The following is a 25941-nucleotide window of genomic DNA, read 5'->3' on the forward strand; positions in this document are numbered from 1 at the left end:
GCACATCGCACCGCCGGGGCGGCGCGGGAGGAGCCGGAGAAGAAGTCCGATGAGCATCGTCGCGCCCGAGACCGAGATGGACGTTGCGGTGATCGGCGGCGGCATGGTGGGCCTTGCCTCCGCCCTCGCGCTGCGGGAGCGGGGCTTGCGCGTTGTGCTGCTCGATCCCGGCGAGGCCCGCGCCCGCACGTCCTACGGCAATGCGGGCGTGATCAGCCGGGGCTCGATCTTCCCGATGTCGAGCCCGGCGCTCTGGGCCAAGCTGCCGTCCTACCTGCGCAATGCCGATCGCGGTCTGCGTCTGCGCCACGCTCATGTCGCCCGGGTCATCCCTTGGACGGCACACTTCCTGGCGGCCGCCCGCACCTCGGCCTGGGAGCGGGCGGCCGCCGCGCTGCTCCCGCTGACGAGTGCCGCGCTGGCCGAGCATGCACGCCTGGCGGACCGGGCGGGCGCAGCGCACCTGCTGAGCCGGCCCGGCTGGATCAAGCTCTATCGCACGGACGATGCATTCGCGGCGGCCGAACTGGAGCGGGCGATCCTCCGACGGCATGGCATCGCCCTCGATATTCTCGATTCCGACGCGATCCGCGAGGTCGAGCCAGCGCTGGTCCGGACTTATGCGCGGGGCATGCTCCTGCCCGAGACGGGCGCCGTCAGCGATCCCGGCGCCCTCGTCGAGGCCTATGAGCGCCTGTTCCTGGATCTCGACGGGGAGATCCTCCGGCAGGCGGCCCTGCAATTGGTGCCGGTCGAGGACGGCTGGCAGATCCATCACGCGGCCGGCGTGGTGCGGGCGCGTCAGGTGGTGCTGGCGGCGGGGGCGGCCTCGGCCGAGATCGCGCGGGGCCTCGGCTATCGCTTCGCCTTCGCGGCGGAGCGGGGTTACCATCGCCACTTCGCGCTGCATCCCGACAGTCCGCCGCTCACCCGTCCGGTCCTCGATACCGGCGCGGGCTCGATCCTGGCACCGATGGGAGACGGGCGCGTGCGCGTCCTCTCCGGCGTGGAACTCAATGCCCGTGCGGCGCCCCCGGACTATCACCAGATTGAGGCGGCCTCCCGGGAAGCCGCCGGGACGCTGCGCCTCGGCGCGCCCCTCGACAACCGGCCCTGGATGGGCGCGCGGCCCTCGACACCGGACGGCATGCCGGTGATCGGCGCGGCGCCCCGCCATCGCGGGCTGATCTTCGCCTTCGGTCACGGGCATATCGGCCTCTCCACCGGTGCGATCACGGGGCGCCTGGTGGCGGACCTCGCCACGGGCGCTAAGCCCGCGATTCCGCTGGCGCCGTTCGCGCCACAACGGCTGCTCGGCTGGCCGCGCTGGCGCCTCTCGAAGGAGGAACCGCGCTCCGCGTGAAACGCGGATTGACGACCCTTGCCCCAGCCGCCATGCGAACGGATGGCACGCTTCGCCACGCCGCCGACTTTTAATCCCTTGCGCGAAGGATCTCGCATCTCATGCGCGTGAGCGTTCGCCTCGACGGGCGCATGCCCCGCCGCTGGCACCTCCGGCTCATCGAACGCATGACGCACCGCTCCGGTGTGACCGTGTGCGTGGACGCCCGAACGGGACCCGGCGCCCTGCCGGACAATGCCGCCCTGCTGTTCCGGCTCGAGGCGATGCTCCGGCGCCTGCCCGGCGACGGTCCCTCGGCGCCCGTCGACCGCGCGCGGATCGATGCGGCCGGTCCGGCGGCGTCCGGCCCACCCGACCTCATCCTCGACCTCTGTGGCGATGTCGAAGACGGTCGCGTACCGGTCTGGCGCCTGGCCTTCGACGACGCCCCCGGGGAGGCGGCCCTGCTCGCCGCCCTTCTGGCCGGGCGGCGGCCCGTGGTGACGATCCGCGAGGGCGAGCGCCTCCTGGCCTCCGGACGGGTCGGGACCGAGGCGCGCAGCATCATGCTGACGGCCTTCGAGGATGCCCTGGTGCGGACGAGCAGCCTCGTCCTCGCCGCCCTCGACGGAACCGGGCCGCGCCTCGACGGCACTGACCTGCCGCGCCGACACAGGCAGGGCTTGTCGGCGCTGGATCTCGGCGCCCGCGCCGCGCGCCTGGGTGCCCGCATGGTGTCCCGCCGTCTCCGGGCCCTCTGCATCCGGGCGCCCCACTGGCGCACGGGGTGGCGCAGCCTGTCCGGCCCGGACGTCATCGACCTGCGGGCGCATCCCGCCTCCGGCTGGAACGTCCTGCCGGACGACGAACGTCGCTTCTACGCCGATCCGTTCCCCATCGACGATCACGAAGGCACGGTGCTGTTCGTCGAAGACTATGTCTACGGGCAGGAGAAGGGTGTGATCTCGGCCGTACGCTTCGGCGCCGAGGGTCCGCGCGGAACGCCGGTCCCCGTGCTGGAAGCCGGCCATCACCTGTCCTACCCGTTCGTCTTCCGCGACGGGGGCACCCACTGGATGGTGCCCGAGAGCGGATCGGCGGGCACCCTGGATCTCTACCGGGCCACGGCCTTTCCGGGCGGGTGGGTCAAGGAGTCGACGCTTCTCTCCGGCCTCAATGCCAGCGACCCGACCCTGTTCAGGCAGGGCGACCTTTGGTGGCTGTTCGCCACGGTGCGGGACGACGGCGAGCACGGCGGCCCCTTCGCCGGCTGGGGCTCGTACTCGGACAGTCTGCATCTCTGGTCGGCCCGCGATGTCCGGGGACCCTGGAAACCGCACCCGATGAACCCGGTCGTCGTCGACATCGCCTCCGCGCGTTCCGGTGGGCGGATCGTCGAACGCGGCGGGGCGCTGTTCCGGCCCGTTCAGGACTGCACCGAAACCTATGGCGGCGCGCTGGGGCTGGCGCGGATCGAACGCCTGGATGAGGCAGGCTACGCGCAGCGCGTCGAGACGATCCTGCGCCCCGGCCCTCTGTTTCTGGGCACCGGCCTCCATACCCTCAATCGATCCCGGACCTTCGAATTCATCGACGGCGCCGGACCGGCGCTGCGCCGGTTCGGCGCTTCGTCGCGGGCCGATCTCGCACGCGCTACGTGATCACGCCGAAGTTAATCCCGGCCCTGGAACAAAGCGTCGCGCCTCCACTTAAGGCAGCACTTGAAAGGGTCGTGCGTCCCGTTGCGCCGATCGTTTCCGGTTCACGAACCTGCCTTTCAACGGAAGCTCTCTATGGCCGAGACACTTGCCCCCCGGTCCTCCGTCACGCGTGCGCCATCGACGCGCGTCCTGCGCGGCCTCGACGCCCTAAACTTCTTCCTCGCCGACGTCCGCGACGGGCTCGGTCCGTACCTCGCGATCTACCTGATCGCCGTGCGCGGCCCCGACCAGGGCTGGAACGAAGCGACCACCGGCCTGATCATGACCATCGCGGGTATCGCCGGCCTCATCGCCCAGACGCCGGCCGGGGCGCTGATCGACCGGACCAACCACAAGCGCGCCATCGTCATCGCCGCAGCGATCGCCGTGACCGCGAGCTGCCTCGTCCTGCCGTTTATCTCCAACTTCTACGCGGTCGCCGCCACGCAGTCGGTGGCCGGCATCGCGGGGGCGATCTTCCCGCCGGCGCTGGCCGCCATCACCCTTGGCGTCGTCGGCCCGAAGATGTTCGCCAAGCGCATCGGCCGCAACGAAGGCTTCAACCACGCCGGCAACGCGGCCTCTGCGGCGATCGCGGGCGGCACCGCCTACTTCTTCGGACCGATCGTGGTGTTCTGGCTGATGGCGCTGCTAGCCCTCTGCAGCATCGGCGCCATGCTGATGGTGCCGGCCGATGCCATCGACGACGACCTCGCCCGCGGCCTCGACCAGACCGAGACCCAGGCCCGCACCGAGGGGCAGGAGGAGCCCTCCGGTCTCACCGCGCTCCTGAAGAACAAGTACCTACTGCTCTTCGCCGTCCTGGCGGCCCTGTTCCACCTGTCGAACGCCGCGATGCTGACCTCTGTGGGGCAGCTCTTGACGAAGCTCTCCGGCAAGGACAACGCCACCTCGCTGATCGCGATCTGCATCGTGGCGGCACAGCTGGTGATGGTGCCGGTGGCGGTCTTCGTCGGCGCCAAGGCCGACGCGATCGGGCGCAAGCCGATCTTCCTCGCCGCCTTCAGCGTACTGGCGATCCGCGGCGTCCTCTACACTCTGTCGGACAACCCGTTCTACCTCGTGGGCGTCCAACTCCTCGACGGCATCGGCGCCGGCATCTACGGCGCGCTCTTCCCCGTCATCGTCGCCGACCTGACACGCGGCACCGGTCGGTTCAACGTCTCGCAGGGCGCGGTCGCGACCGCCCAGAGCCTGGGTGCGGCGCTGAGCGCGACGCTTGCCGGCCTCATCATCGTGTCGGCGGGCTACTCCACCGCCTTCCTGTCCCTGGCGGCCATCGCCGCCCTCGGCTTCGCCCTCTACCTCTTCGCGATGCCGGAAACGCGCGGCTACGAGCCCGGCCGCTCCGGCGCCGATGACGGCGGCCTGACGCCCGTCCCCGTGCCGGCGGCCTGACCGCCATGAGCGCCGCCGACGACATCCTCGCCTTCGCCCATATCGGCGACCTGCACCTCACCGCCGCGGACACCGACAACGCCCGCGATTTCCGCGCCATCGTGGACCAGATCAACGCCGTGGACGGACTCGATTTCGTCTACGTGCCCGGCGACAACGCCGACAACGGCACGCCGGAGCAGTACGCCCTAGTCCGGGCCGGGCTCGACCGCCTGCGCCGGCCGGTCCACGTGATCACCGGCGACCACGACATGGAGGGCGGAAGCCTCGACGCTTTCTATACCGGCCTCGGCGCCCCGCGCCTGCCCTATGGGGTGACGGTGTCGGGCACCCGCTGCCTGTTCCTCGACATGTGCGGGCCGGGCTCCGGCGGACCGGATTTCCGCCTCGGCGCCGAGCAGATCGCCTGGCTCCGGCGGGAGGTGGACGCCGCCGAGGCGGAGGGACACGACTGCGCCCTGTTCATGCACAGCTACCCCGCCGACCTCAAGAGGGAGGGCGAGGCCGAGACCGTCGCCGAGATCGTGCACCGCTCGCGCATCCGCCTCGTCGAGATGGGGCACACCCATTACAACGAGCTCGCCAATGACGGCCGGACCATCTACGCGGCGACCCGCTCGACGGGCCAGATCGAGGAAGGGCCGGTCGGCTACGCGATCGCGGCGATCGACCGGGGCGTGGTAAGCTGGCGCTTCAAGGAACTGGCGCAGGGCTGGCCCTTCGTGGTGATCACCGCGCCGGCCGACCGGCGCCTCGCCCATGCCGAGGACCACATCGTCTCGGGCACCACCGAGATCCGCGCCCTGGTGCTCGGTGCCGGCCGGATCGCGGTCTGCGAGTTCAGCATCGATGGCGGTCCCTGGCGCCCCATGCGGCGCGCCGAGGGCGAGCGCCGCTTCCGCGCCACGGTCGACTGGCCGGTGGGAGGCCGTCGCCTCGCCGTCCGGGCGCAGGATTCCGAGGGCGGCGTCGGCGAGGACCGGATCGAGCCGGCCGGCGACGTCGGTGCCCTCGTCCGCTCCAAGGGCCTCGGCAGCGACGCCGATTCCGTCGGTGCCTGGCCGGACCGGGGCATCCTCGGCACCCAGCTCGGCCCGAACCGCAACGGGCGCCACTGGTAGGGCGCATCCGCCCTGCCCGACTTTCTTTCCGACCAAGGATTCCGAGCCCGATGGGTGCGCTGACGCTGACCCCGAACCTCGTCACATGGGTGATCGCCGCCGTGGCCACCTTGGGGGTGATCACCCGGCCCTTCTCCTGGCCGGAGGCGATCTGGGCCGTGCTGGGCGCCGCCGCCCTCGTGGTCTTCGGTCTGATGCCGGCCGGGACCGCCTGGGAGGGCGTCCTCAAGGGCACGGACGTCTACCTCTTCCTCATCGGCATGATGCTGATGTCCGAGGTGGCGCGGAAGGAGGGGCTGTTCGACTGGCTCGCCAGCATTGCGGTGCGGGCGGCCAAGGGTTCTCCCACCCGCCTGTTCACCCTGATCTACATCGTCGGCACGGTGGTGACGGTCTTTCTCTCCAACGATGCCTGCGCGGTGGTGCTCACCCCCGCCGTCTACGCCGCCACGAAGGCCGCCAAGGTCGAGAACCCGCTGCCCTATCTCCTGATCTGCGCCTTCATCGCCAACGCGGCGAGCTTCGTTTTGCCGACCTCGAACCCGGCCAACCTCGTGGTCTTCGCCGAGCACATGCCCCCGCTCACGCAGTGGCTGGCGATGTTCGCGCTGCCCTCGGCGCTCGCCATCGTCGCCACTTACGCCACCCTGCGCCTGAGCCAGAACTCCGTCCTGCGGAGCCAGCAGGTCGCCACCGATGTCGAGGCCGTGCACCTGTCGCGGACCGGGCTCGTGGCCGGGCTCGGCATCGTGGCCACCGGCGGCGTGCTCATCGGCGCCTCTGCCCTGGGGCTCGACCTCGGCCTGCCCACCTTCGTGGCCGGCGGTCTCACCACGGCGGCTGTCCTCCTGATGAAGCGCGGCGGCCTCGTCGAGGTCGCCAAGGACGTCTCCTGGAGCGTGCTGCCCCTGGTCGCCGGCCTGTTCGTGCTGGTCGAGGCGCTGGAAAAGACCGGCGTACTGCGAATGATCGCCGATGGGCTGAAGCAGGCGGCCGCCGCCTCGCCCGTCGAGACCGCCTGGGGCGCCGGCACCCTGATCGCGGTGCTGTGCAACCTCGTCAACAACCTGCCGGCCGGCCTGATCGCGGGTGCGGCGGTCCAGACCGCGCATGTGCCCGACAAGGTGGCGGGCGCCGTGCTGATCGGCGTCGACATCGGCCCGAACCTGTCGGTGACGGGTTCGCTCGCCACCATCCTGTGGCTGACCGCGATCCGCCGCGAGGGCCAGGACGTCGGCTTCTGGCGCTTCCTCAAGCTCGGGCTCCTGGTCATGCCGCCCGCCCTCCTGCTCGCGCTGGCCGGCCTCCTCCTCGTCTGATCCCTCGCGTCTCAGCCCGAAGTTCCCAGCCCGAAGTTCCCAGCCCAAGGTCGCCCGTGAACGCCGCACTGCTCTATCCCTTCATCCTCGTCGCGGGCGTCCTGCAGGCGCTCGGCAATTCGATGAACGCGCAGCTGCGCGGCCGGCTCGTGAACCCCTGGCTCGCCGCCTCGGTCTCGTTCCTGCCGATCGTGTTCGTGTTCGCCACGCTGTTCCTCGTGATGCCGACGCCGCTGCCCACCCTGGAGACCCTGGGCAAGATGCCCTGGTACGCGCCGCTTGGAGGCGTGGCCGGCGCGGTGGCGGTGTTCGGCGGGCTCGCCTTCATCGACAAGGTCGGGGCCGGCCCCTTCAACGGCCTGACGCTCACGGCCAACATCCTGGCCTCGCTCGCCATGGATTCCTTCGGCCTGTTCGGCCTCCAGGGCGGCGGCTTCAAGCTCATGCCCTGGCTCGGCGGGCTGCTGATGGCGATCGGCGTGTTCTTCATCGCCCGCACGACCGCCGACAAGGGCGGGGACAAGGATGGCGGGCACGGCCTCAACCCGAAGCTGCTCTACCCCTTCATCGTGGTCGCCGGCATCCTCCAGGCCGTCGGTGTCGTCTGGAATTCCCAGCTGCGCGGCGCCCTGGTGAACCCCTGGCTCGCCGCCACGGTATCGTTCCTGCCCGTCGTGTTCGTGTTCGTGCTGGTGTTCCTCGTGCGGCCGACGCCGCTGCCCACGCGGGAGGACGTGTCCGGGGTGCGCTGGTGGATGCCGCTGGCCGGCATCACCGGGGCGGTCGCGGTGTTCGGCGGCCTGCTCTTCGTCGACAAGGTCGGCGCGGGCGCCTTCAACGGGCTCCTCATCACCGCCAACCTCCTGACCTCGGTGGCTCTCGACCATTTCGGTTGGGTGGGCATGAAGCAGGTCAAGGCCGGTCCCGCCCGGCTCGGTGGTGCCGCCCTCATGGTCGCCGGCATCGTCCTCATCTCGGTGTTTTGAGCGGCCCCTGCCTGTTCGAAAACGCGAAGCTTGAGGACAAGCAGTTGCAGCCGCCGGGAAACGTTGGCCTTTTCGGCACCCGGCGTGCTAGACCCCTGACGATCCCGCCCGGAGCCGATCCGCGTCAAGGGTGTGTGGACAGCCTCTCGTGCCGCCCGATTGCCGGCTCCCGGTCTAGTCCGGCGCGCGTCACGACCTGATCGGTCACCGGAATCCGGCGCCCGGACCGCCCACGCGGCCGCGCCGACGGGCATCCACGACGCCGTGCCGTGCGCGTGCGGGAGGGTTCAAGGACAGGAATGCGATGAGCGACGAGACCGACGCCCGGACCCGATCCGAGGAGCGTGCCGAGCGTGCCGAGCGGATGGCCAAGGAAGGCGCCCAGGCCATGGCCGAGCACCTCGCCTCGGTGAAGGCCGTGGACGAGCGGACGGTGAAGCTGCGGGCCCTGCGCCTCGCCAAGGAGGCCGCCGACGCCGAGGCGAAGGCCGCCGCCCCGCCGCCCGCGCCCAAGCGCAAGCGCTCCTGAGACGGCCCGGCGGAGGAGAAGCCATGGCATTCGATCGCTCCCGTCGACCGAGCGACCCGCGACAGGCCGCCGAGGCGGCCTTCAAGGCCGCCACCACCAAGCCCGTCGAGACCGCCAAGCCGGTCGCCTCCGCTCCGGCGGCACCGGCCTCGGCCGTGCCCGGCGCCCGCGAGATGGTGAGCCTGCGCATCGACCGCGCCGTGCTCGAGCATTTCCAGAAGGATGGTCCCGGCTGGCAGGACCGCATCAACGCGGTGCTCAAGGTCGCCGCCGGCCTCTAGGCGGAGCGGCGCATTGCGGCGTCTGCACCGGGTCGGCCGACGATGACTAGCCGAACCCGCCCCGCTTCAGCCGCATCACGGTCCGGTCGAGGGCACCGAGGAACGCGGAGCGGTCGCGGGCCGAGAATGGCTTTGGGCCGCCGGTGATCGCGCCGGCCTCGCGCAGGTCCTGCATCAGGTTGCGAGTTGCGAGCGCCATGCCGATCCCGCTCTCGCTGAACGGTTTGCCGGTGGGCGCGAGCACCTCCGCACCCGCCTTCACGCAGCGGCTGGCCAGGGGCACGTCGGCCGTGACCACGATGGCGCCGGGCCGCGCCCGCTCGGCGATCCAGTCGTCCGCGGCATCGAACCCGTCGCTGACCACCACCCGTTCGATCCAGGGCTCGCGCGGCAGCGCCAGGAAGCTGTTGGCGACGACGTAGACGTGGAGCCCGTAGCGGCCGGCGACGCGGTAGGTCTCGTCCTTCACCGGGCAGGCATCCGCGTCGATATAGACCACGATGCTGCGCGATGTCTCGACTTCGGTCATTGCGCGGCGACCGCCCGTGGCAGGGCGGCGTCCACGTCCCCCGCCCCGATCCGCTCCAGGGTCGAGACGCTGAGCGGCTGGCCGCGCCCGCGTAGGGCGTGGGCGCCGAGGGAGCGGGCGCGGATGCCCGCGGGCAGGCGCGCGATCCGGGCGAGGAGATCGTCGGAGACCAGGATTTCGGTGCCGAGGGGCCGGCACAGGGATTCGATGCGCGCTGTCACGTTCACCGCATCGCCGAAATACGCGATCTTGTGCCGGTCGACGCCGACTTCCGCCGTGACGATCGAGCCGCCGTGCAGGGCGGCGCGCAGGCGCGGCACGGTGCCGAACCGCGCCGTCCAGGCCTCGGAATCCGCCTCCAGCCGGTCCATCACGTCGAACACGCAGGCCACGCAGCGCGCGTCCTTGAGGCCGCGGGCCATCGGCCAGGTGATCATCGCCATGTCGCCGATATAGTCGTCGATGGAGCCGGCGTTGCGCCGGACCGGCTCGGCGAGTGCCGCGAAGACCGCCCCGAGATAGGCCTGGGCCTTGAGGTCGCCGTGCGTCTCGGCGAAGGCGGTCGAGCCGACCACGTCGAGGAACAGGAAGATGCGCTCCTCGCGCACCGGCTGGTGATAGCGCCCGACGAGGAAGTTCACGAACACCTCGCCGCCGATCAGGTCGCGCATGCGGATGACGAAGACGAGCATCGCCGAGACCGCGAGGCAGTAGGCCAGCACCCGGGGCGTGATCCGCACGGCGTGGCTGAGGTCGTCGTTGGTCAGTCCGAGGGCCCAGACCAGAAGTCCGCCGAGCGCGATGCCCGCGGCGATCATCAGCACATAGGCGAACTCCGCCGCCGGCACGTAGAATTTGGCCGGCATCCGGCGCATCCGCGCCTGAAGGCCACCGAGGATCATACCCCGGTCGAAGGCCAGGGTCGTCGCGCCCACTGCGAGGCCGTAGGTCAGGCCGGCGAGGGGGGTCGCGCCGCCGGCGAACAGCACGTTGTAGAGCAGGCCCGCTCCGCCGCAGGCGATGAGGATGAGGAGCCAGAACCAGCGGTGCTGCGGCAGCATCAGCGGCGTCCCCCGTGCGGCGCCCCGGCGGGGGCCGGCGGCGGCGATCCGGCAGGGATTGGGGAGGGAGCAGCGCTGCGCAACGGATGAGCCCCTTCGGGGATGGGCCCGAAGGCGGCGCAGCCCCTTGGCGCACCGAGCTTCGAACCCCGTCCTGATCACCGTCGCATGATGGCGCGAGTAAGGCCAAGGTGACGCAGGCAGCCGGATCGGGGACCGGTGTGGCTGCCGTGCGTTGGCAGGGTGGATCACCATCATGCGAGGACGAGGCCGATGCGGAGCAGGATTTTCGGTGCGGCGGACCGGGCGGTGCCCGTCATCGGGCAGGGCACCTGGCACCTCGACCAGGCGGACCGCGCGACCGCCGTCGCGACGCTGCGGGCGGGCCTCGACGCCGGCATGACGCATATCGACACCGCCGAGATGTACGGCGAGGCCGAACCCCTAGTGGGCGAGGCCATCGCGGGCCGGCGCGCCGAGGTGTTCCTGGTGTCGAAGGTGGTGCCGGGCAATGCCAGCCGGGCAGGCGTGGTCGCGGCCTGCGAGCGCTCGCTCAAGCGCCTCGGCACCGACCACCTCGACGCCTACCTGCTGCACTGGCCCGGCCGCTATCCGCTGGAGGACACCATCGCGGGGTTCGATGCCCTGAAGCGCCAGGGCAAGATCCTGTCCTGGGGGGTGAGCAACTTCGACGTCGCCGATCTGGACGAGGCCCTGGCGATCGCCGGCCCGGGGCAGATCGCCTGCAATCAGGTCCTCTACCACCTGCAGGAGCGCGCCATCGAGCACACGGTCCTGCCCTGGTGCCGGCGCAACGGCGTCGCCCTCGTCGGCTACTCGCCCTTCGGCAGCGGCGATTTCCCCGAGGCCGGAAGCGCCGGGGGCCGGGTGCTCGCACGCCTCGCGGAGGCACATGGCACGACGCCACGCGGTATCGCCGTCGCGTTCCTGACACGCGAGGAGGGCACCTTCACCATTCCAAAGACGGCGCGGCCGGAGCGGGCACGCGAGAACGCGGCGGCGGGGGCGATCACCCTGACGCCGGAGGATCTAGCGGCCCTCGATGCGGCCTTCCCGCGCGGTCCGCGCCCACGCAGCCTGCCGATGCTGTAGCGGACCGGGCGAAGTTGTGGCCAATGGCCGGGAACGATCTGGAGCGGACGGTCCGCGCCGGAGCCGGTGTGCGGAGTGCGAGCGATGGCGCGATGGCGGGGTTCGGCATGTCTCGGCCTGTGCTGCCTCGCCGGGGCGCCGGCCCTGGCCGAGGAAGCGAAGCCCGACAGGCGCAATCCGGATCAGCCCAACGGCGAGACCCTGACGATCGACGAGAAGGGCATCACCCTGACCTTCCCCGATGTCGCCAAGCTGCGCATCGGCGGCAAGCTTCAGCTCGATTACGGGGCGGCGGCCATTCGGCAGGCCGGCTTCCCGGAGCCGTTCCCCGAGAACTTCGCGGTGCGCCGGGCCTGGATCGAGAGCTACCTCACCCTCGGCAAGAGCCTGGAACTCGCCTTCCAGTACGATTTCGCCGACCCGATGCGGCCGATCAACGATGCGGCCGCCGCCTATACGGGCTTCGAGAACACCCTGCTGACGGTGGGCAACATGAAGGAGCCCTTCAGCCTCGACCAACTCACCGGCGACAACACCACCCTGTTCACGGAGCGCTCGCTGGCCGACGCCTTCGCACCGGCCCGCAATCTCGGCTTCGCGCTGGGCCACCACGGGGAGGACTGGACCGTGGTCGCCAGCGTCTTCGGCGGCAATGCCAACACCGGGGTGGGCAGCGAGGGCGTGGCCGCCACGGCGCGCGCCACCTACGCGCTCCTCCACGAGGACGACCGCGTTCTGCATCTCGGCCTCGCGGGAAGCTTTCGCGATCTGCCCCGCGACGGGCAGGGGCTGTCCCTGTCGAGTCGCTCCGAGGCGTTCCTGTACCAGCGCAATTTCGTCGATACCGGCGACATCCGCGATGCGTTGAGCGTCGGCCGGATCGGCCTGGAGGCGGCCTATCGCGAGGGGCCGTTCCTGATCCAGGCCGAGTACATCCGCACCGGGGTGGAGCGCACCGGCGGCGCCCGCGCGGTGAGCTTCCAGGGTGGCTACGTCCAGGCCAGCGTCGTCCTCAACGGCAAGGGCCGGGCCTACAAGCTCGCCCCAGATTACGGCGCCACCTACGCGACCTTCTCCGGCGTGCAGGTGGCGGAGGCCGACCGGGTCTCGCGGGGCGGGATCGGCGTGTTCGAACTCGGCACCCGCTTCAGCGCCATCGACCTCGATGACGCAGGCATCCGCGGCGGCATCGAGCGCGACGTCACGGTGGGACTGAACTGGTATCCCGACCGCAACATCCGCATCGTGGCCGACTACGTCCGCTCCCATACCAGCCCCTCGGCGGTGCAGGGCGGCCGCGCCATCGACGCCGACGCCTTCATCGGGCGGTTTCAGCTCTACTGGTGACGCGATGTCCCGGCCGGGGAACGCGCGGTCGGACCGCTACTCGCCGACCCCGAACAGCTTCTCCAGGAAGTTGCGGTCGTCCTGGCTCGGGCCACGGCTCGCATCGGCGTGCCGGGCGGCGCGGGGGGCGGGCGCGGGCGCGGCGGCCTGCGGCTCGCCGAGCAGCGCACCGATGAGGCCGCCCGGCGTGCTGTTGGTGACGGCGGGTTCGGCGGGCGCGCGGTTGCGCCAGTTCTTGGCCCCGGGGAGCATCGCGGGGGTCTGGCCCTTCAGCGCTACGGTCATGTAGGCCTTCCAGATCTCGCCCGGCAGGTTGCCGCCCGAGACCTTTTTCGTCGGCTCGCCGTCGTCGTTGCCGAGCCAGACGCCGGTCACCAGGGTGGCGGAGTAGGCGATGAACCAGGCATCGCGAAAGTCCTGGCTGGTGCCGGTCTTGCCGGCCAGATCCCAGCCCGGCACCTCGGCCTTCTTGGCGGTGCCGGTGACGAAGGTCTCGTGCATCATCGCGTTCATCATGGAGACTGCGTTGGGGTCGATGACCCGGCCGAGCCCGCCCTCCTTGCGCTTGTACAGAACCTTGCCGTCGGCGCTCTTCACGCTCGCGATGACGTAGGGGATCACCCCCGTTCCGCCATTGGCGAAGGCCGCGTAGGCGCCCACCATCTCCAAAGGCGTCACCTCCGAGGTGCCGAGCGCGATGGAGCCGTTGGCCTGGAGCGGGGAGGAAATCCCGAGGCGCTGGGCCGTCTGCACCACGGACTTGGGCCCGACCTCCTGGCCGAGGCGCACCGCCACGGTGTTGAGGGAGAGCGCGAGGGCGTCGCGCAGGGTCACGGGTCCCCGGTAGTCGCGCGAGTAATTCTCCGGGTTCCAGCCCTTGATGCTGATCGGCGCGTCGTCCCGCACCGTATCCGGGGTCAGGCCGTGCTCGACCGCCGCAAGGTAGACGAAGGGCTTGAACGACGAGCCGGGCTGGCGCTTGGCGGTGGTGGTGCGGTTGAACTGGCTCTGGGCGTAGTCGCGCCCGCCCACCAGGGCACGGATGGCGCCGTCGGGCTTCATCGACACGAGGGCGCCCTGGGCGACGTTGTAGCGGCCGCCCTTCTGGTTGAGCTCGTCCACCAGCGCCTTCTCGCCGGCGGCCTGGAGGCCGGTATCGACGGTGGTGTTGATGACGATGTCGCTCTCGAACTTGGGCAGGAAGTCGTCGAGGACATCCATCACCAGGTCGGCGACGTAGTTGGCCGAGCCGCCGCCGCGCACGCTGGCGGGCCGGGCCGGGGTCGCCAGGGCGAGCTTCGCATCGGCGGGCTTGGCGAAGCCAAGCTCCTCCATGGCGGCGAGCACCTGAGCGGCGCGGGCCTGGGCGGCTGGCAGGTTGCGGTTCGGCGCCAGGCGCGAGGGTGCCTGCACGAGGCCGCCGAGCATCGCGGCCTCCGCCAGGGTCACGGATTTCGCCGGCTTGCCGAAGTAGCGCTGGGCGGCGGCCTCGACGCCGTAGGCGCCGGCCCCAAAGTAGACGCGGTTCAGGTAGAGCTCGAGGATCTCGTCCTTGCTGTACTTGTGCTCCAGCCACAGGGCGAGGATCGCCTCCTGGATTTTTCGCGAGGCCGAGCGCTCGGGCGTCAGAAAGAGGTTCTTGGCGAGCTGCTGGGTCAGGGTCGAGCCGCCCTGCGACACGCCCCGGCGGGTGATGTTCTGGGCGACCGCCCGGGCGATGCCGACGGGGTCGACGCCGAGATGGCTGTAGAAGCGCCGGTCCTCGATCGCCACGAAGGCGCGCGGCAGATAGGGCGGCAGCTCCTTGATGCTGACGACCCGGCCGCCGGTCTCGCCGCGATTGGCGAGCAACGAGCCGTCGCTCGCCAGGATCGCGATGTTGGGCGGCCGCTTGGGCACGGCGAGCTGGTCGATCGGCGGCAACTGTGAGGCGTGGTAGGCCACGAGCCCCGCGACGCCGATCACGCCCCAGAGGCCGAGGACGAACACACCGTAGACGAGGCGTCCGAGGATCGAGTGGCGCGCCCGGCGCGGCGCCTTGCGCAGCGCCCGCGCTGGCGGTGCGGCGGAAGCGCGACCCTTCGCGCCGCGTCCGCCCTTCGAACCTGACTCGCCTCGTGCCACGCCGCCCCCCGCGCGATCGGCGCGCGACAGCCGCAGATCGAGGTCGGCCGGGTCCCCGGCGCGCCCCTCGGGCACGTCGAAGTTCGGCTCCCCCCTGCCTCCGCCTGCGCGTCCCTTCGCCATGCGTCCCGTCTGCCCCCAGGTTCGTTCGTGCTTCGATCGACCCCGCTTGCGCACGGTAAATGCGGCGGGTTTAAGGGGTGTTAACCGGCCTGCCGCCAAGTATTTGATATCTTAGGTGATTTTTAAGACGTTCCGACGTCGTTCCGGCACACGTTCCCGGCCCGTTCAGGACGCCTTCGCACGCCGAGAACGACGGGCTGTCGCGCACCGACGATGGACCTCCAGTCTTTCCCGATCGTAAACCTCGGCACTCGTGGTGCTCTTCGTGTGACCCGCCACCTTTTGCGCCGTCGTCGTTCGTCGCACCGCCGCCGCGTGCCTCGGTGAGCAGATACCCACTGGCGCAGGGCGGTCTCGAACTGGATCGCGTTACAGAGGGCGGCGCTGCGCCGGTCGAGCGCCAGGGCGGCCTCGATGGCCTGGGCGACCTCGCCCGCCGTGGCGGCGTGCTTGCGAGGGCGCGAGCCGGGCAGGCGCAGTCGATGGCGTCGTGCCGCATCGTGCTCGGCATCGGCATGGACATCACCGTGATGGGCATCTACATCGTGCTCCGGAGCCGGCCGCACAGTCAGTCTCGTGGATCGCCGGGGACGCGCCATGCGCGGCTGGTTCGCCTGATGCGCTGGGCCTTCCAGGACGCCACCGGCCTCTCCATCCTGCTCGCCGGCCCCATCGGGCTCAACATCGGCGGGTAGCTCGGCGATCGGGGACGGTGGCCGCCATAGGCAGTTGCGCGGCTATGATCCCCCATATGTCGGACGCGCCACCCGGCCGACCTGCTACGAATCAGGCCCCTTGTCCCCGAGGGCGCGCCTGACCTTCACCCGCCCGGCTCCGGCCGCGGCGGGTTTTTCGTTTCAGCGCGCGAGTCCGCGCTCGCCCACGCGCCCTCGGCGGCCGTCCTTGGTCTGGATCCCGATCTCGGCCGCGCAACTGATCGCATCCGGCCCCGGGTCGTCGTGCCAGTAGCAGAGCGGGTTCATCTTTGGGCCTCGCTTCAGGTCCACGGCCTCGCGCAGAATCAGCCGCAGCGGAAACACGCCGCCACGTTGACGCTTACATCACGCCACTCGGCCGAGAGGCCGCCACGTCCATCAACGATCACTGGGGCGACCTTGAGTTTCGATGGTCGACACAGCGGTGATCAACTAATACTTCCATTTTCTCGAATGGACCGGTGGGCCGGACATCGACCGATCAGCCCAGATACGCGTCATTTCGGATATTGATTTTACCTATTGTGAGATTCATATTTGCCGCCTACTTGCATAGTGTGTTGTTATAAGATCACATAAGACAAAACGGTAATTTATATATGGATTATGACAAATAATAGGTCATGAATTTGGCTAGGACTGCCCCGTCCGCCGTCGAGAACGGCATATAAAGGGGGATAATCATGGACTTTAAGCAAGGTGTCTCGATCATCGCGGTGATGGTCGCGGCGTTTGGATCGACAGTCGCGCAGGCGCAGGCGCAGACCGCCACCGTCACACCCGCCGACGCCAACGTTCTGAACCTGCTGTCCCCGTTTCTCGGTCTGAATGCGACCGCGATCGGGCAGCAGACGCTGCGCGACAACCTCCAGCAATCGATCGCGACCAACAGCGCGGCGACCCCGCAGCAGCAGCGGCTGGCAATCAGCGACAAGTCTGGCATCGTCGCCGAAGGGCTCGGTCCTGTCCTGGGCGGAATCCACACTGCGGCCCTTGCCCAGAGCTCGAACGCGTCGAACGCTCCGATCCGCCAAGTCGACGCGTTGATGTCGAGGACGCTGGTGCTGACGGCATCCGCCGTCACGACGACGAAGAACTACTTCGCCAACGGCGCGGCCATCAATCCCGGCACCGTGACCGCCAATTACGTACCCGTCCGAGCCGTGGCACCCGCCGGCTACACCCTGCCGACCTTCGGCGATCTGCCGAACGCCCGCGACAGCGTGTACGATCTCGCCTACGGCGTCTCGAACCGGCAGCCGGGCCAGAACGTCTACGGCAACTCGCGACCGCTGCAGGTCTCGAGCCAGATCAATCAGTTCGACCCGACGGCCATCAATTCCGTCGCCGTGAGCTCGGCCTTCCCGAGCGGTCACACCACCTACGCCTACACCTACGGCACCCTGTTCGCGATGCTGGTGCCGGAGCAGTTCCAAGGCGTCCTGTCGCGCGCCGCCGAATTCTCCAAGAGCCGCGTCGTCCTGGGGGTGCACTACCCGCTCGACCTCGTCGCCGGCCGGTCCCTCTCGCTCTACAGCCTCGCCCAGGCCTTCACCAACCCGCTCTACATCGACAACGCGGCGACGACCGGCACGGCGCTCAACCTGCCGAGCCAGTTCACGGCGGTCCAGGCCCCGTACCGGAGCAGCCTCGCGCAGCAATGCGGCGACACCGTCGCGGCCTGCGCCGCGAGCGCCGCCAACACCGTGAACAACCCGTATGCGGTCTCGGCGGCGAACCAGGCGGCCTACCGGCAGGGCCTCACCTTCGGCCTGCCGACGCTGACCTTCGCGCAAGCCCCGCGCGAGGCGGCGCCGGCCGGCGGGCCGGACCCGTCGATCCTGCTCGCGACCCTTTACGGCGGCAGCACCGCCGCCGCGCGGACGATCGCCCCGAACGGCGGCCTCCACGGCCAACTCGCGACGGACACGATCAACCAGATCGTCGTCAACACCCAGACCAATGCCCTCGCGGCCTTCTACGGCACGGCGCTGAGCTACTGGAGCCGGATCGACCTCTATTCGGCGGCGGGCTATTTCGGGAACGTCACCGGGACGCTCCGCATGGACAATGCGGATCGGCTGACGACGAACGCGACCATCGGGGGCGGCGGCGCCCTTTACGCCAACGGAACCATCACGGGCCTCGCTACCGTCGGCGCCGGCGGCCTGCTCGGCGGCACCGGCACGGTCGGCGGCGTCAGTGCGCTCTCCGGCGGCACCGTCGCCCCGGGCAATTCGATCGGCACCCTGAGGGTTGCCGGCAACGTCGCCTTCGCGGCCGGGTCGACCTACCAGGTCGAGGCGAACGCCGCCGGCCAGTCCGACCGGATCGCGGCCTCCGGCGCCGCGGCGCTGAACGGCGGCACCGTGCAGGTTCTGGCTGCCGGCGGGACCTACGATCCCCGCACCCGGTACACGATCCTCACCGCGGGCAGCGGCGTGTCCGGCCAGTTCGCGGGCGTGACCGCAAACTTCGCCTTCCTCAGCCCGAGCCTGCGCTACCAGGCCAACGAGGTCGACCTGACGCTGACCCGCAACGACATCCCGTTCGCCACCATCGCGCAGACCCGCAACCAGGCCGCGGTCGCGACGGCGATCCAGGCCGGCGGGGCAGGCACCGGCGCCTACGACCGCACCATCGGGCTCACCACGCCGGAGGCCGTGGGTGCGTTTCAGGCGCTCACCGGCGACATCCACGCCAGTGCGATCGGGGCCGAATTCGAGACCGCGTTCTTCGTGCGCGAGTCGATCCTCGGCCGGATGCGCTGGGGCGCGTCTCCCGGCGACACCGACGGGACCGATTACGGCCGCCTGCCGGCGTCCTACACGGCGGACCTTCCGGGCCGTCGGGCGGCCCCCGTCCCGGTGCCGGTCCGCGTCCTCGACCCGCGGGTGTTCGGGGTCTGGGGTCAGGGCTTCGGCAGCTTCGGGCAGGCCCGGACCGACGGCAACGCGGCGAGCCTGTCGCGCCAGACCTCGGGCTTCGTGCTCGGCGCCGATGCGCGCGTCGAGAGCGGCTTCCGATTCGGCCTCGCCGGCGGCTACACCGTGACGAACCTCGACGCGGGCAACCGCCTGCAATCGGGCGCGATCGAGAGCGGTTTCGGCGGTCTCTACGGCGGCTACGAGCGCGGACCGGTCTCGCTGCGCCTCGGCGCCGTCTATGCCGACAATTCGGCGCGCTTGCGCCGCACGGTGCTGTTCGCCGGGGTCTCCGATTCGCCGACCGCGCGGACCGGCGGCGCGACGATCCAGGGGTTCGGCGAACTCGGCTACAAGGTCTTCCTCGGCGGCGCGGCGGCGCCGAACGGCAGGGAGTCCGGGCCGGTGCCCGTGACGGCACCGTCCTACATCGAGCCCTTCGTCGGCGGCGCCTACGTCTCCATCCGCCGCGACCGCTTCGCCGAGACCGGGGGTGTCGCGGCGCTGACCGGGGTCGCCCGCGACTACGACCTCGGCACGGCCACCGCCGGCCTGCGGGCGCAGACCAGCTTCGACCTCGGCTTCGGGGTTCCGGTCTCCACCCACGGCCTGCTGGGCTACCGCCGCGCCTTCGGCGACGTGGTTCCGACGGCCCTCCTCGCCTTCGGTGCGACCGGACCGACCTTCCTGACGGCCGGCCTCCCCATCGACCGCGACGCCCTCGTGGCCGAAGCCGGCCTCGACCTCCGGGTCTCGGCCAACGCGACGCTCGGCGTGGCCTATGCGGGTCAGGCGGGACGCCGCGCCGAGGACCACGCGGTGAAGGGCAACTTCACCTACCGGTTCTGAGCCGACGCGGGCGCCCGGCCGGGGAGATCGGCCGGGCGCTCGCTGGCGCGTCGTATCTGCTTCAGCCAGGGCTGTAGACACGATCGCGCGTTTTACGATGAGGGTGACCGCTTGCCCCGGGGATCGAGAAGCGCAGCCCGCGCTACACCACGCAGGTCGGCGAACTGCCAACGGCACATGCTTGATCAGGCTTCATCCGGCCGCGGCATCCGGATCGCGACGCGGAACTGGCCGATCCAGGAGCGGTCCGGGGCGCCGAACCGGCTCAGCCCTTCTTGCGCAGGGGCCTGACCGACACGGCGCCCTGATCGACGAATCCGGTTGCGGCACCGAAGGCTTGAAGGTCCGTCTGTCCGGGACCGGTGATCAGCTGAAGGTCGCCGCATCCGGCCGAGCGGGCCGCCTGCGCGGCCGCCTTGAGAAGCAAGCGGCCGATGCCGCGCCGCCGTGCGTCGGGCGCGACGAGCAGGGTGGTGACCTGCGCCGTCGGCAGGTTGGCGGCCAGGGACGGATACCAGTGCAGGACGACGAGGCCACTCGGCGGCCCCCACTCGACGGCGACGAGGGTCGCGCCTGGGCCGTGCCGCAGGGCTTCGATCCGCTCGGCCAGGGCTTCGGGAGCGACGGGGTAGCCGCAGGCGCGCAGGAGATCGGCTATGCCGGCCGCGTCGCCACCCGTCGCCGCCCGGATCTCCAGCCCGTAACGGCTCGCCACACATCGCTCCGATCGGCCCCGCCAGGGGTGTCCGGCGGAGCGAGGGTCATCTGGAAGTCAGGTCTAGTCCCGGCGCATTAGGCCGAACAGGGCGAAACCCGCGAGCGCCGCCAGACCGAGCGCCAGGGAGCGATTGTCCTGCAAGTGCCGGGCGGCGGCCTGCCCCGCCTCGCGCAGGTCGTTGCCCAGGGGCGAGCCGGTGAGGATGCGCTCGGCACGATCGTGATTGTCCGGCCGGGTCGCAATCGAGACGGCGAAGGCGTCGTCGTCCAGGCGGTCGATCTCGACGCTGTTGCGCGCAAAGCCGGCCCGCGACAGGCGATCCCGCGCCGCACGGGCGGCCCTGAGAGACGGGACGGTCACGGACGCCAACACGCTGTCAGACATCGAGTTTTCTCCTTGGGTTGCTGCGGGTCAAACCGAGCCCGTACCGGAGTGGTTCCGTGGCGCCCGGCGCCGCTCCCGGGGGGCGCCCCTTAAGCTCCCGGCAACCGACCGGGCCCTAAGCCGGGTCCGACCCGCCGGGCCGGGCCCCGGACCACCGTCCCAGGAGCTTGCCGAGCTTGCGTGATCCGTTCGTGCCCGACGCCCTCGCCGACCGTCTGCGCGAGAAGCGCCGCAGGACCCGGCCCCGCGCGGCTTTGGCCTACGAGCCGGCAAAGCCCGTCTTCGCCGAACTGCTCGACACGCGCGGCCACGGCACCGGACAGTTCGTGCGCCTGTCACAGGGCATGGTCGAGGCCATCACCCGCGGTGCCAGGGAGGAAAGCTGACGGTCTTGATCCCCGACTCTGATTTTCTGGCTTTCAGGGATCTAACGATCGCAGCCGATGCAGATGTCGCGGACCACGCGCTGCCGGCCCACGCCCGTGCGCTGGTTGGGCAGGTGCCCGTCGAAGGCGTGGTCGGCAGGACGCGCGGCGGGTGGTACGGGCTTGCGAGGCTCCGGGGCGATGGCGCTCGGTGTGTCCGGCCTCGGCGGCACGGTCAGGGCCATGTACTGGGCCGAGGCCGGCAGGGGAGCGATGCCAATTCCGAGGGCGCAGACCAACCCCATCGACACCCGGAATGGGCCGATGGCAGGCCGAGCGAGACGTCGCGTATCCATTTCCGCGCCTCCGGGTGAGGTGTCCGGGTGTGGCGATCGGGCCTGCACCTCGGCTGGAACGAGGGGGAGCACGGATCGTTCCCCGTCCCTTTCGCCGTCACCCGGCCAGGACCCAGAATCATGTTGCATCTCCTCGTCGCGGACGGGAACGACCGTGAGGGTCGGGCCAGCCACGTCGCGGGCACCGGCGTCACCTCGGCGGAGGCCTATGCGGCGATCCTGCGCCAGCTCGCGCCGGGCAGCGCCTGTACGCTGATCAATCCCGCGGATGCGGACGAGGCCTTGCCCTCAGGGGCGGGGCTCTCCGATTACGATGCGCTCGTCGTCACCGGCTCGACCCTGCACGTCCGCGACGGCGGCGACGCCGTGCGCCGCCAGATCGACCTCATGCGGCATGCCCTCGAATCCGGTTTGCCCGTCTTCGGCTCGTGCTGGGGGGTTCAGGTGGCGGCCGTTGTGGCCGGCGGCGAGGCGGGGCCCAATCCGAAGGGGCCGGAATACGGGTTCTCGCGGGATCTCGTGCTCACCGAGGCCGGTCGGAGCCATCCGCTCCTCACGGGCCGGGGCCGGCGCTTCGACGCGCCCGCGATGCATCTCGACGCCGTCGTCGCGCCGCCGCCTCAGGCTACGGTGCTTGCGGGCAACGGTCTCCTGTCGGTCCAGGCCATCGAGATCGTCCACGGGCCCGGGGTTTTCTGGGGCACGCAGTACCACCCGGAGCTCGACCTCGACGCGCTGGCCGCGATGCTCAGGTTGAGCGAAGAGGACGTGGTCGAGGCGGGTGCCTTGCCGGACCGCGCGGCGGTGGAGGCTTACGCCGCCGACCTCTGCGCGATTCACGCCACGCCGGGGGCGCATCCCGGCCTCGTCGCGCGCCACCGGCTCGGGCCTGATCTCCTGGAGCCGGCCCGGCGGCGCGCCGAGATCGGCAACTTCCTCGAACACCTCGTGCGCCCGCGGGTCGAGGCGGCGGCCTGAGTTTCAGGCCGTGCGCAGGGCGCCGGTGGCCGGCCTGGGCCGCGTGCTCACGATGTGGAAGGCCCGCGGACGCTCGAAGAGGAAGGCGAGCCTGGTGTTCCGGACCATCCGTTCCAGAGCCAGGGGCACCAGCACCGCCGCCGCCGTGACGGCGAGACTCGCGACGCCGATGTCGGTGATCGCCCCGGTCTTGGCGATGAACGTCCGGGTGAATGCCATCGGGAGGAAGAAGGCGAGATAGATCACGATGGAGCGCTGGCCGCAGGTCCGCAGGAAGGCCGTGACGGGTCCGCCCGCCCGGGTCAGAAGGGTGCCGACGGTGATGATCGCCAGGGCCCCGGCGCCGCCGAGAAGCAGGCTCAGGCCGGGCAACTGGGCGAGGGTCGGTGCGAAGGAGAGATGCGTCTGCGTGAAGGCCATCACGGCGTTGACGACCGCCCAGAGGGCGAGGCCGGTCAGGGCCGCGCTGGCGTTGCGCCGCACCCAGTCGGCGAACGTGAAGATGCGCTCGGCGAAGAGGTAGCCCAGCAGGAACCAGACGTAGCGGGCGCAGAACTCGTCCACGAGGTTGCTGCCGCTGCTGACCGGTACGCTCTCCAGGAGGATCGCGAAGCCGAGGAGCAGCGGCGCCGGCACCCGGCGCAGCAGCTTGGTGCAGACCGAGAACACCGCCAGGACGTAGATGAACCACAGGGTCGAGTAGGGTTCGACCACCGCCATCGCCAGGTGGCTGAGGAAAGCCGTCGGCCCGGCCCCGTCGACGATCTGGCCGTACTTCGCCACCGACTGGATCAGCACCCAGAGCACGTAGAAATACGCGAAGTGCACGAGGCGGCGATCGAGGAAGAGGCGCCAATCGCGGTCGATCACCCGTCCGAGGAACAGGCCGGACAGGAGGAAGAAGTCCGGCATCCGGAACGGCTTGGCGAAGGCCACGACGGTGTGGAGGAAGCCCTCGCCCCCGAGGGTCACACCGGTGCTCAGGGTGGAGTGCATGATCACCACCAGGACGATGCAGAGCCCCTTGGCGACGTCGACCCAGGCGAGGCGGTTCGCCTCGTCCGGGCCCGCCCGCCCGATTGCCCCCATTTCGAATGCCGACACGGTCGCGCTCCCTTCACATCGCCGGTCACCCTCCGGCGGGAAATCTTAAGGAGCGGATACGGGATCGGAACCGGCGCGGATCATGCCGAAGAACGGGTAAAAGCCATGCCGCCAAACCGGCGACATCCCTGGTGTATCGCCGCCTCCTCAGGCCGGATCGCGCTTCGGGCCCCTGCGCCCGCGGCTCATCCGCGTCGCGGCGTGGAAGTCGTCGGGCTTGGTTCGGACCCAGGCCAGGAACCGCGCCATCTCGGGTTCGGCGCGCAAGGACTCGACGTTGGCGAGGCGCCGGGCGATCTCGGCCTCGCTGAAGCGGGCATGGATGGCCGAATGGCAGATCTGGTGCAGGCGCACCGTGCCGGCCCGCGCACCGCCCTTCAGCTTCGGGACGAGGTGATGCAGGCTGGACTTGGCGCGCGGCGGGATCGGGCGCTCGCAGAGCGGGCAAATGACCGGAGATGTCACCGCCGGCCCGTGGGTCGTCGGATCGTCGTCACGCCAGAGGCGGTCTCGTCGTCCCATCTCGGCTCCCCTAAGGCGCATCCGCCGCGAGGGTCTTGCGGCACGGCGAGACCGTGGCGTTCCCCGGTCGGAACAGGGCCTCCGCCTCCCGGTCCCGCGCGCCCAGGATCGAGACGTGGTCGCCATCGAGGATGGTCAGCCGGGCACGCGGACCGGCCCGCTCGGCCAGATGTCGGGCGTGCGCCAGGGGAACCACCCCGTCCCGCGTGCCGTGCACGATGAGAACCGGGCCGCCGGTGCCGGTGATCCGTTCGTCGGAACGGAAGGTGTCGCGCAGGAACAGGCCGGTGGGCAGGTAGGGGAAGCGGGACGCGGCCACTGCCGCCAGGGAATCGAAGGGCGCCTCCAGGTAGAGGCCGAGATGAGACACGCTCACGCCTACGGCCACCGCCACGGCGGCTCCGAGGGAATGCCCATGCAGCAGCACCGGCGCCCCGGGTGCGCGTGCCGCGACCGTCCGGTAGGCCGCGTCCGCATCGGCGATCAGGCCAGCCTCGCTCGGGGATCCTGTCGAGCCCGGATAGCCCCGGTACGCGATGGCCAGGACGCCCCAGCCCTCCGCGCGCCAGGGATCGGCCGCGAAGCGCGCCGCCGCCGGCTCGGGCCGCGAGCCGTTCCCATGGAAGCTGAGGACGACGGCGCAGCCCGGCGCGGGCGGACGCCAGAAGCCGAGGAGGCGCTCACCGTCGGCGGTCTCGACACGGATCGCCTGCGTGCCGGCGGGCGCCTCCCGCGGGGTCGGGGCCGTCTGATTTCGGAAGGCTCCCGGATAGATCAGGTGCCTCTGAAACAGGGCCAGGAGGAGGGTCGCACCGACAAAGAGCGCGAGCGGCGCCGCAACCAGCATCGAGAGGAGAAGGCGCATGCATCCGAACGTGTGTGCCCGCGGTGGGATGTCCCGACCCGTGAGGCGATCCGCAAACACCCGGTTCCGGGCTCGGCGAGGTTTGAGGCCGCGGTGACCGGGGTGTCGGCTGTCCGTGGCAAGGTAGCACTGGACTTTGGCGTGTCACCAGCGATGTTGCGTCGCGTGAAAGCCCACCGTCCCGCCCCCCGTCCGCGACCGGTCCCGCAGGGCCGACGCGGGTCTTTTACGCGCGCCGCCACCTTGTCCGCATCGTCGGGAGGGGGAAATCCGGGGCGTGCCCGCCGCCGTGGCGTCGCCCCGCCCCGTCTCGCATGACGGCGATCCGGGACGACGGGAGCGGTACGGGCAGGCCTGTCCTCAGCACCAACATCCTGCTGATCACGCTGATCTTCAGCGGCCTCGGTTTCGGGATCGGGGCCGAGGCGCTGGAGGGTTCGGGCGCGGCCTTCGCCTTCGTGATCGCCGGATGGGTGCTCGGCCTGTGCCTGCACGCGTTCGGCCACGCCCTCGTGGAGGTGCGGTCCGGTCTGTCGGCGGGCGGGAGCCTCACGCTCGATCCCCTGCGCGCGCCCGATCCGGCGGCGACGATGCTGCTGCCCGTGGTCTTCACGATCCTGGCGGGCCTGGGTTTTCCGGGCGGTGCCTCGCCGGGGGACGCGGCCGAAGGACTGAGCCGGGGGCGCCGGTCGGCCGTTGCGGCGGCCGGTCCTGCCGCGAGCCTCGGCTTCCTCATGGTACTCGTCCTGCTCTACACCCTCGCCAGCCCGGATTCGGAGGTCCTGCGGGCCGTGCTCGCGGTCTCGGTGCTGTTCCAGGGGACCGCCCTCGTCCTCGGACTGATGCCGGTCCCCGGCCTCGACGGCTACGGCATCCTGAGGCCCTGGCTGCCGGGCGACTGGTCGTGGACCGATCGGATGGCCCGGCACGCGAGTCTCGTCCTGCTCGGGTTGTTCCTGCTCTCGGGCGCTTTCTCCCGTCCGCTGTTTCGCGCGAGCCTGCGCCTGACCGCGAGCCTCGGCATCGACCTGTCCGACGTGATCGCCGGGTATCGACTCATTCGGCTCTGGTGATCATAAGCTTATCGCAACCTGAGGTTGGTAGGGTGGGTAATGTCAGATCACGAATACGTGTACGAGACCGGGGCGTCTCGTACACGTATCGGC

The 25941-nt window shown here is 70.5% G+C and carries 25 protein-coding genes; 15 read left to right on the plus strand and 10 right to left on the minus strand.

The features are described from left to right. Positions 1–49: 49 nt before the first annotated feature. The 8 genes from MKK58_RS18230 (at position 50) to MKK58_RS18265 (ending at position 8697) form a co-directional block, all read left to right on the plus strand. Entirely contained in the window at positions 50–1363 is a 1314-nt protein-coding gene (locus tag MKK58_RS18230) for an NAD(P)/FAD-dependent oxidoreductase (RefSeq protein ID WP_243913568.1), read from the plus strand. Between the two features lie 101 nt (positions 1364–1464). Next, positions 1465–3003: a formyl transferase gene (locus MKK58_RS18235; protein ID WP_243913569.1), complete on the plus strand. Its 1539-nt coding sequence runs from the start codon at positions 1465–1467 to the stop codon at positions 3001–3003. A 132-nt stretch (positions 3004–3135) separates the two neighbouring features. Beyond that, entirely contained in the window at positions 3136–4461 is a 1326-nt protein-coding gene (locus MKK58_RS18240) for an MFS transporter (protein ID WP_243913570.1), read from the plus strand. 5 nt (positions 4462–4466) lie between these two features. Next, positions 4467–5582, plus strand: coding sequence for a metallophosphoesterase family protein (locus MKK58_RS18245; protein WP_243913571.1), 1116 nt, complete (start codon positions 4467–4469; stop codon positions 5580–5582). 50 nt (positions 5583–5632) lie between these two features. Then, the gene (locus tag MKK58_RS18250) at positions 5633–6901 is read left to right on the plus strand and encodes an arsenic transporter (protein ID WP_243913572.1); all 1269 of its coding nucleotides are present in this window, start codon (positions 5633–5635) and stop codon (positions 6899–6901) included. A 56-nt stretch (positions 6902–6957) separates the two neighbouring features. Beyond that, on the plus strand, positions 6958–7887 hold the full coding sequence (locus MKK58_RS18255) for a DMT family transporter (RefSeq protein WP_238281882.1): 930 nt from the start codon (positions 6958–6960) through the stop codon (positions 7885–7887). Positions 7888–8191: 304 nt separating this feature from the next. Further along, positions 8192–8416 (plus strand): hypothetical protein, encoded by a 225-nt coding sequence (locus tag MKK58_RS18260; protein ID WP_055956977.1) that lies wholly within the window; start codon positions 8192–8194, stop codon positions 8414–8416. 23 nt (positions 8417–8439) lie between these two features. Beyond that, on the plus strand, positions 8440–8697 hold the full coding sequence (locus MKK58_RS18265) for a BrnA antitoxin family protein (protein ID WP_243913573.1): 258 nt from the start codon (positions 8440–8442) through the stop codon (positions 8695–8697). Positions 8698–8743: 46 nt separating this feature from the next. Here MKK58_RS18265 and MKK58_RS18270 read toward each other — a convergent pair whose 3' ends face one another. After that, positions 8744–9226: a YaiI/YqxD family protein gene (locus tag MKK58_RS18270; RefSeq protein ID WP_243913575.1), complete on the minus strand. Its 483-nt coding sequence runs from the start codon at positions 9224–9226 to the stop codon at positions 8744–8746. Beyond that, positions 9223–10287 (minus strand): adenylate/guanylate cyclase domain-containing protein, encoded by a 1065-nt coding sequence (locus MKK58_RS18275; RefSeq protein WP_243913578.1) that lies wholly within the window; start codon positions 10285–10287, stop codon positions 9223–9225. Before MKK58_RS18275 ends, MKK58_RS18270 begins: the two co-directional genes overlap by 4 nt. Before the next feature lie 273 nt (positions 10288–10560). Here MKK58_RS18275 and MKK58_RS18280 point away from each other — a divergent pair, with 273 nt between their 5' ends. Both MKK58_RS18280 and MKK58_RS18285 read left to right on the plus strand, forming a co-directional pair. Further along, on the plus strand, positions 10561–11400 hold the full coding sequence (locus MKK58_RS18280; protein WP_243913580.1) for an aldo/keto reductase: 840 nt from the start codon (positions 10561–10563) through the stop codon (positions 11398–11400). Positions 11401–11484: 84 nt separating this feature from the next. Continuing rightward, the gene (locus tag MKK58_RS18285; RefSeq protein WP_243913582.1) at positions 11485–12747 is read left to right on the plus strand and encodes an OprO/OprP family phosphate-selective porin; all 1263 of its coding nucleotides are present in this window, start codon (positions 11485–11487) and stop codon (positions 12745–12747) included. Positions 12748–12783: 36 nt separating this feature from the next. Here the strand turns inward: MKK58_RS18285 and MKK58_RS18290 are convergent, their stop codons facing one another. Continuing rightward, the gene (locus tag MKK58_RS18290) at positions 12784–14994 is read right to left on the minus strand and encodes a transglycosylase domain-containing protein (protein WP_243913584.1); all 2211 of its coding nucleotides are present in this window, start codon (positions 14992–14994) and stop codon (positions 12784–12786) included. Between the two features lie 323 nt (positions 14995–15317). On the opposite strand from MKK58_RS18290, the gene MKK58_RS18295 reads away from it, so the two are divergent. After that, positions 15318–15689, plus strand: coding sequence for a hypothetical protein (locus MKK58_RS18295; RefSeq protein ID WP_243913586.1), 372 nt, complete (start codon positions 15318–15320; stop codon positions 15687–15689). Positions 15690–15851: 162 nt separating this feature from the next. Here MKK58_RS18295 and MKK58_RS18300 read toward each other — a convergent pair whose 3' ends face one another. Beyond that, entirely contained in the window at positions 15852–16034 is a 183-nt protein-coding gene (locus MKK58_RS18300; protein ID WP_243913588.1) for a hypothetical protein, read from the minus strand. 359 nt (positions 16035–16393) lie between these two features. Between MKK58_RS18300 and MKK58_RS26870 the strand changes: the two genes are divergently transcribed. Further along, positions 16394–19483, plus strand: coding sequence for an autotransporter domain-containing protein (locus tag MKK58_RS26870; RefSeq protein WP_279578442.1), 3090 nt, complete (start codon positions 16394–16396; stop codon positions 19481–19483). 265 nt (positions 19484–19748) lie between these two features. Here the strand turns inward: MKK58_RS26870 and MKK58_RS18315 are convergent, their stop codons facing one another. Then, positions 19749–20198, minus strand: coding sequence for a GNAT family N-acetyltransferase (locus MKK58_RS18315; RefSeq protein WP_243913589.1), 450 nt, complete (start codon positions 20196–20198; stop codon positions 19749–19751). Between the two features lie 63 nt (positions 20199–20261). After that, positions 20262–20585 carry a hypothetical protein gene (locus MKK58_RS18320; RefSeq protein ID WP_243913590.1) on the minus strand — a complete coding sequence of 108 codons (324 nt, stop codon included), beginning with the start codon at positions 20583–20585 and terminating at the stop codon, positions 20262–20264. A gap of 176 nt (positions 20586–20761) precedes the next feature. On the opposite strand from MKK58_RS18320, the gene MKK58_RS18325 reads away from it, so the two are divergent. Then, a complete protein-coding gene (locus MKK58_RS18325; RefSeq protein ID WP_243913591.1) occupies positions 20762–20971 on the plus strand; it encodes a hypothetical protein in 210 nt (69 codons plus the stop codon). Between the two features lie 41 nt (positions 20972–21012). On the opposite strand, the gene MKK58_RS18330 is transcribed toward MKK58_RS18325, so the two are convergent. Beyond that, a complete protein-coding gene (locus tag MKK58_RS18330; protein ID WP_243913592.1) occupies positions 21013–21306 on the minus strand; it encodes a hypothetical protein in 294 nt (97 codons plus the stop codon). A gap of 120 nt (positions 21307–21426) precedes the next feature. Between MKK58_RS18330 and MKK58_RS18335 the strand changes: the two genes are divergently transcribed. Then, positions 21427–22284 carry a type 1 glutamine amidotransferase gene (locus MKK58_RS18335; protein WP_243913594.1) on the plus strand — a complete coding sequence of 286 codons (858 nt, stop codon included), beginning with the start codon at positions 21427–21429 and terminating at the stop codon, positions 22282–22284. 3 nt (positions 22285–22287) lie between these two features. Here the strand turns inward: MKK58_RS18335 and MKK58_RS18340 are convergent, their stop codons facing one another. From MKK58_RS18340 to MKK58_RS18350, 3 genes are all read right to left on the minus strand, one after another. Then, the gene (locus MKK58_RS18340) at positions 22288–23373 is read right to left on the minus strand and encodes an acyltransferase family protein (protein WP_243913637.1); all 1086 of its coding nucleotides are present in this window, start codon (positions 23371–23373) and stop codon (positions 22288–22290) included. A 162-nt stretch (positions 23374–23535) separates the two neighbouring features. After that, positions 23536–23910 (minus strand): HNH endonuclease, encoded by a 375-nt coding sequence (locus MKK58_RS18345; RefSeq protein WP_243913596.1) that lies wholly within the window; start codon positions 23908–23910, stop codon positions 23536–23538. A gap of 10 nt (positions 23911–23920) precedes the next feature. Continuing rightward, positions 23921–24775 carry an alpha/beta hydrolase gene (locus MKK58_RS18350; protein ID WP_243913597.1) on the minus strand — a complete coding sequence of 285 codons (855 nt, stop codon included), beginning with the start codon at positions 24773–24775 and terminating at the stop codon, positions 23921–23923. A 314-nt stretch (positions 24776–25089) separates the two neighbouring features. Between MKK58_RS18350 and MKK58_RS18355 the strand changes: the two genes are divergently transcribed. Then, the gene (locus MKK58_RS18355) at positions 25090–25848 is read left to right on the plus strand and encodes a site-2 protease family protein (protein WP_243913598.1); all 759 of its coding nucleotides are present in this window, start codon (positions 25090–25092) and stop codon (positions 25846–25848) included. Positions 25849–25941 lie beyond the last annotated feature (93 nt).

The organism is Methylobacterium sp. J-078, assembly GCF_022829285.1.
Taxonomy (GTDB): domain Bacteria; phylum Pseudomonadota; class Alphaproteobacteria; order Rhizobiales; family Beijerinckiaceae; genus Methylobacterium.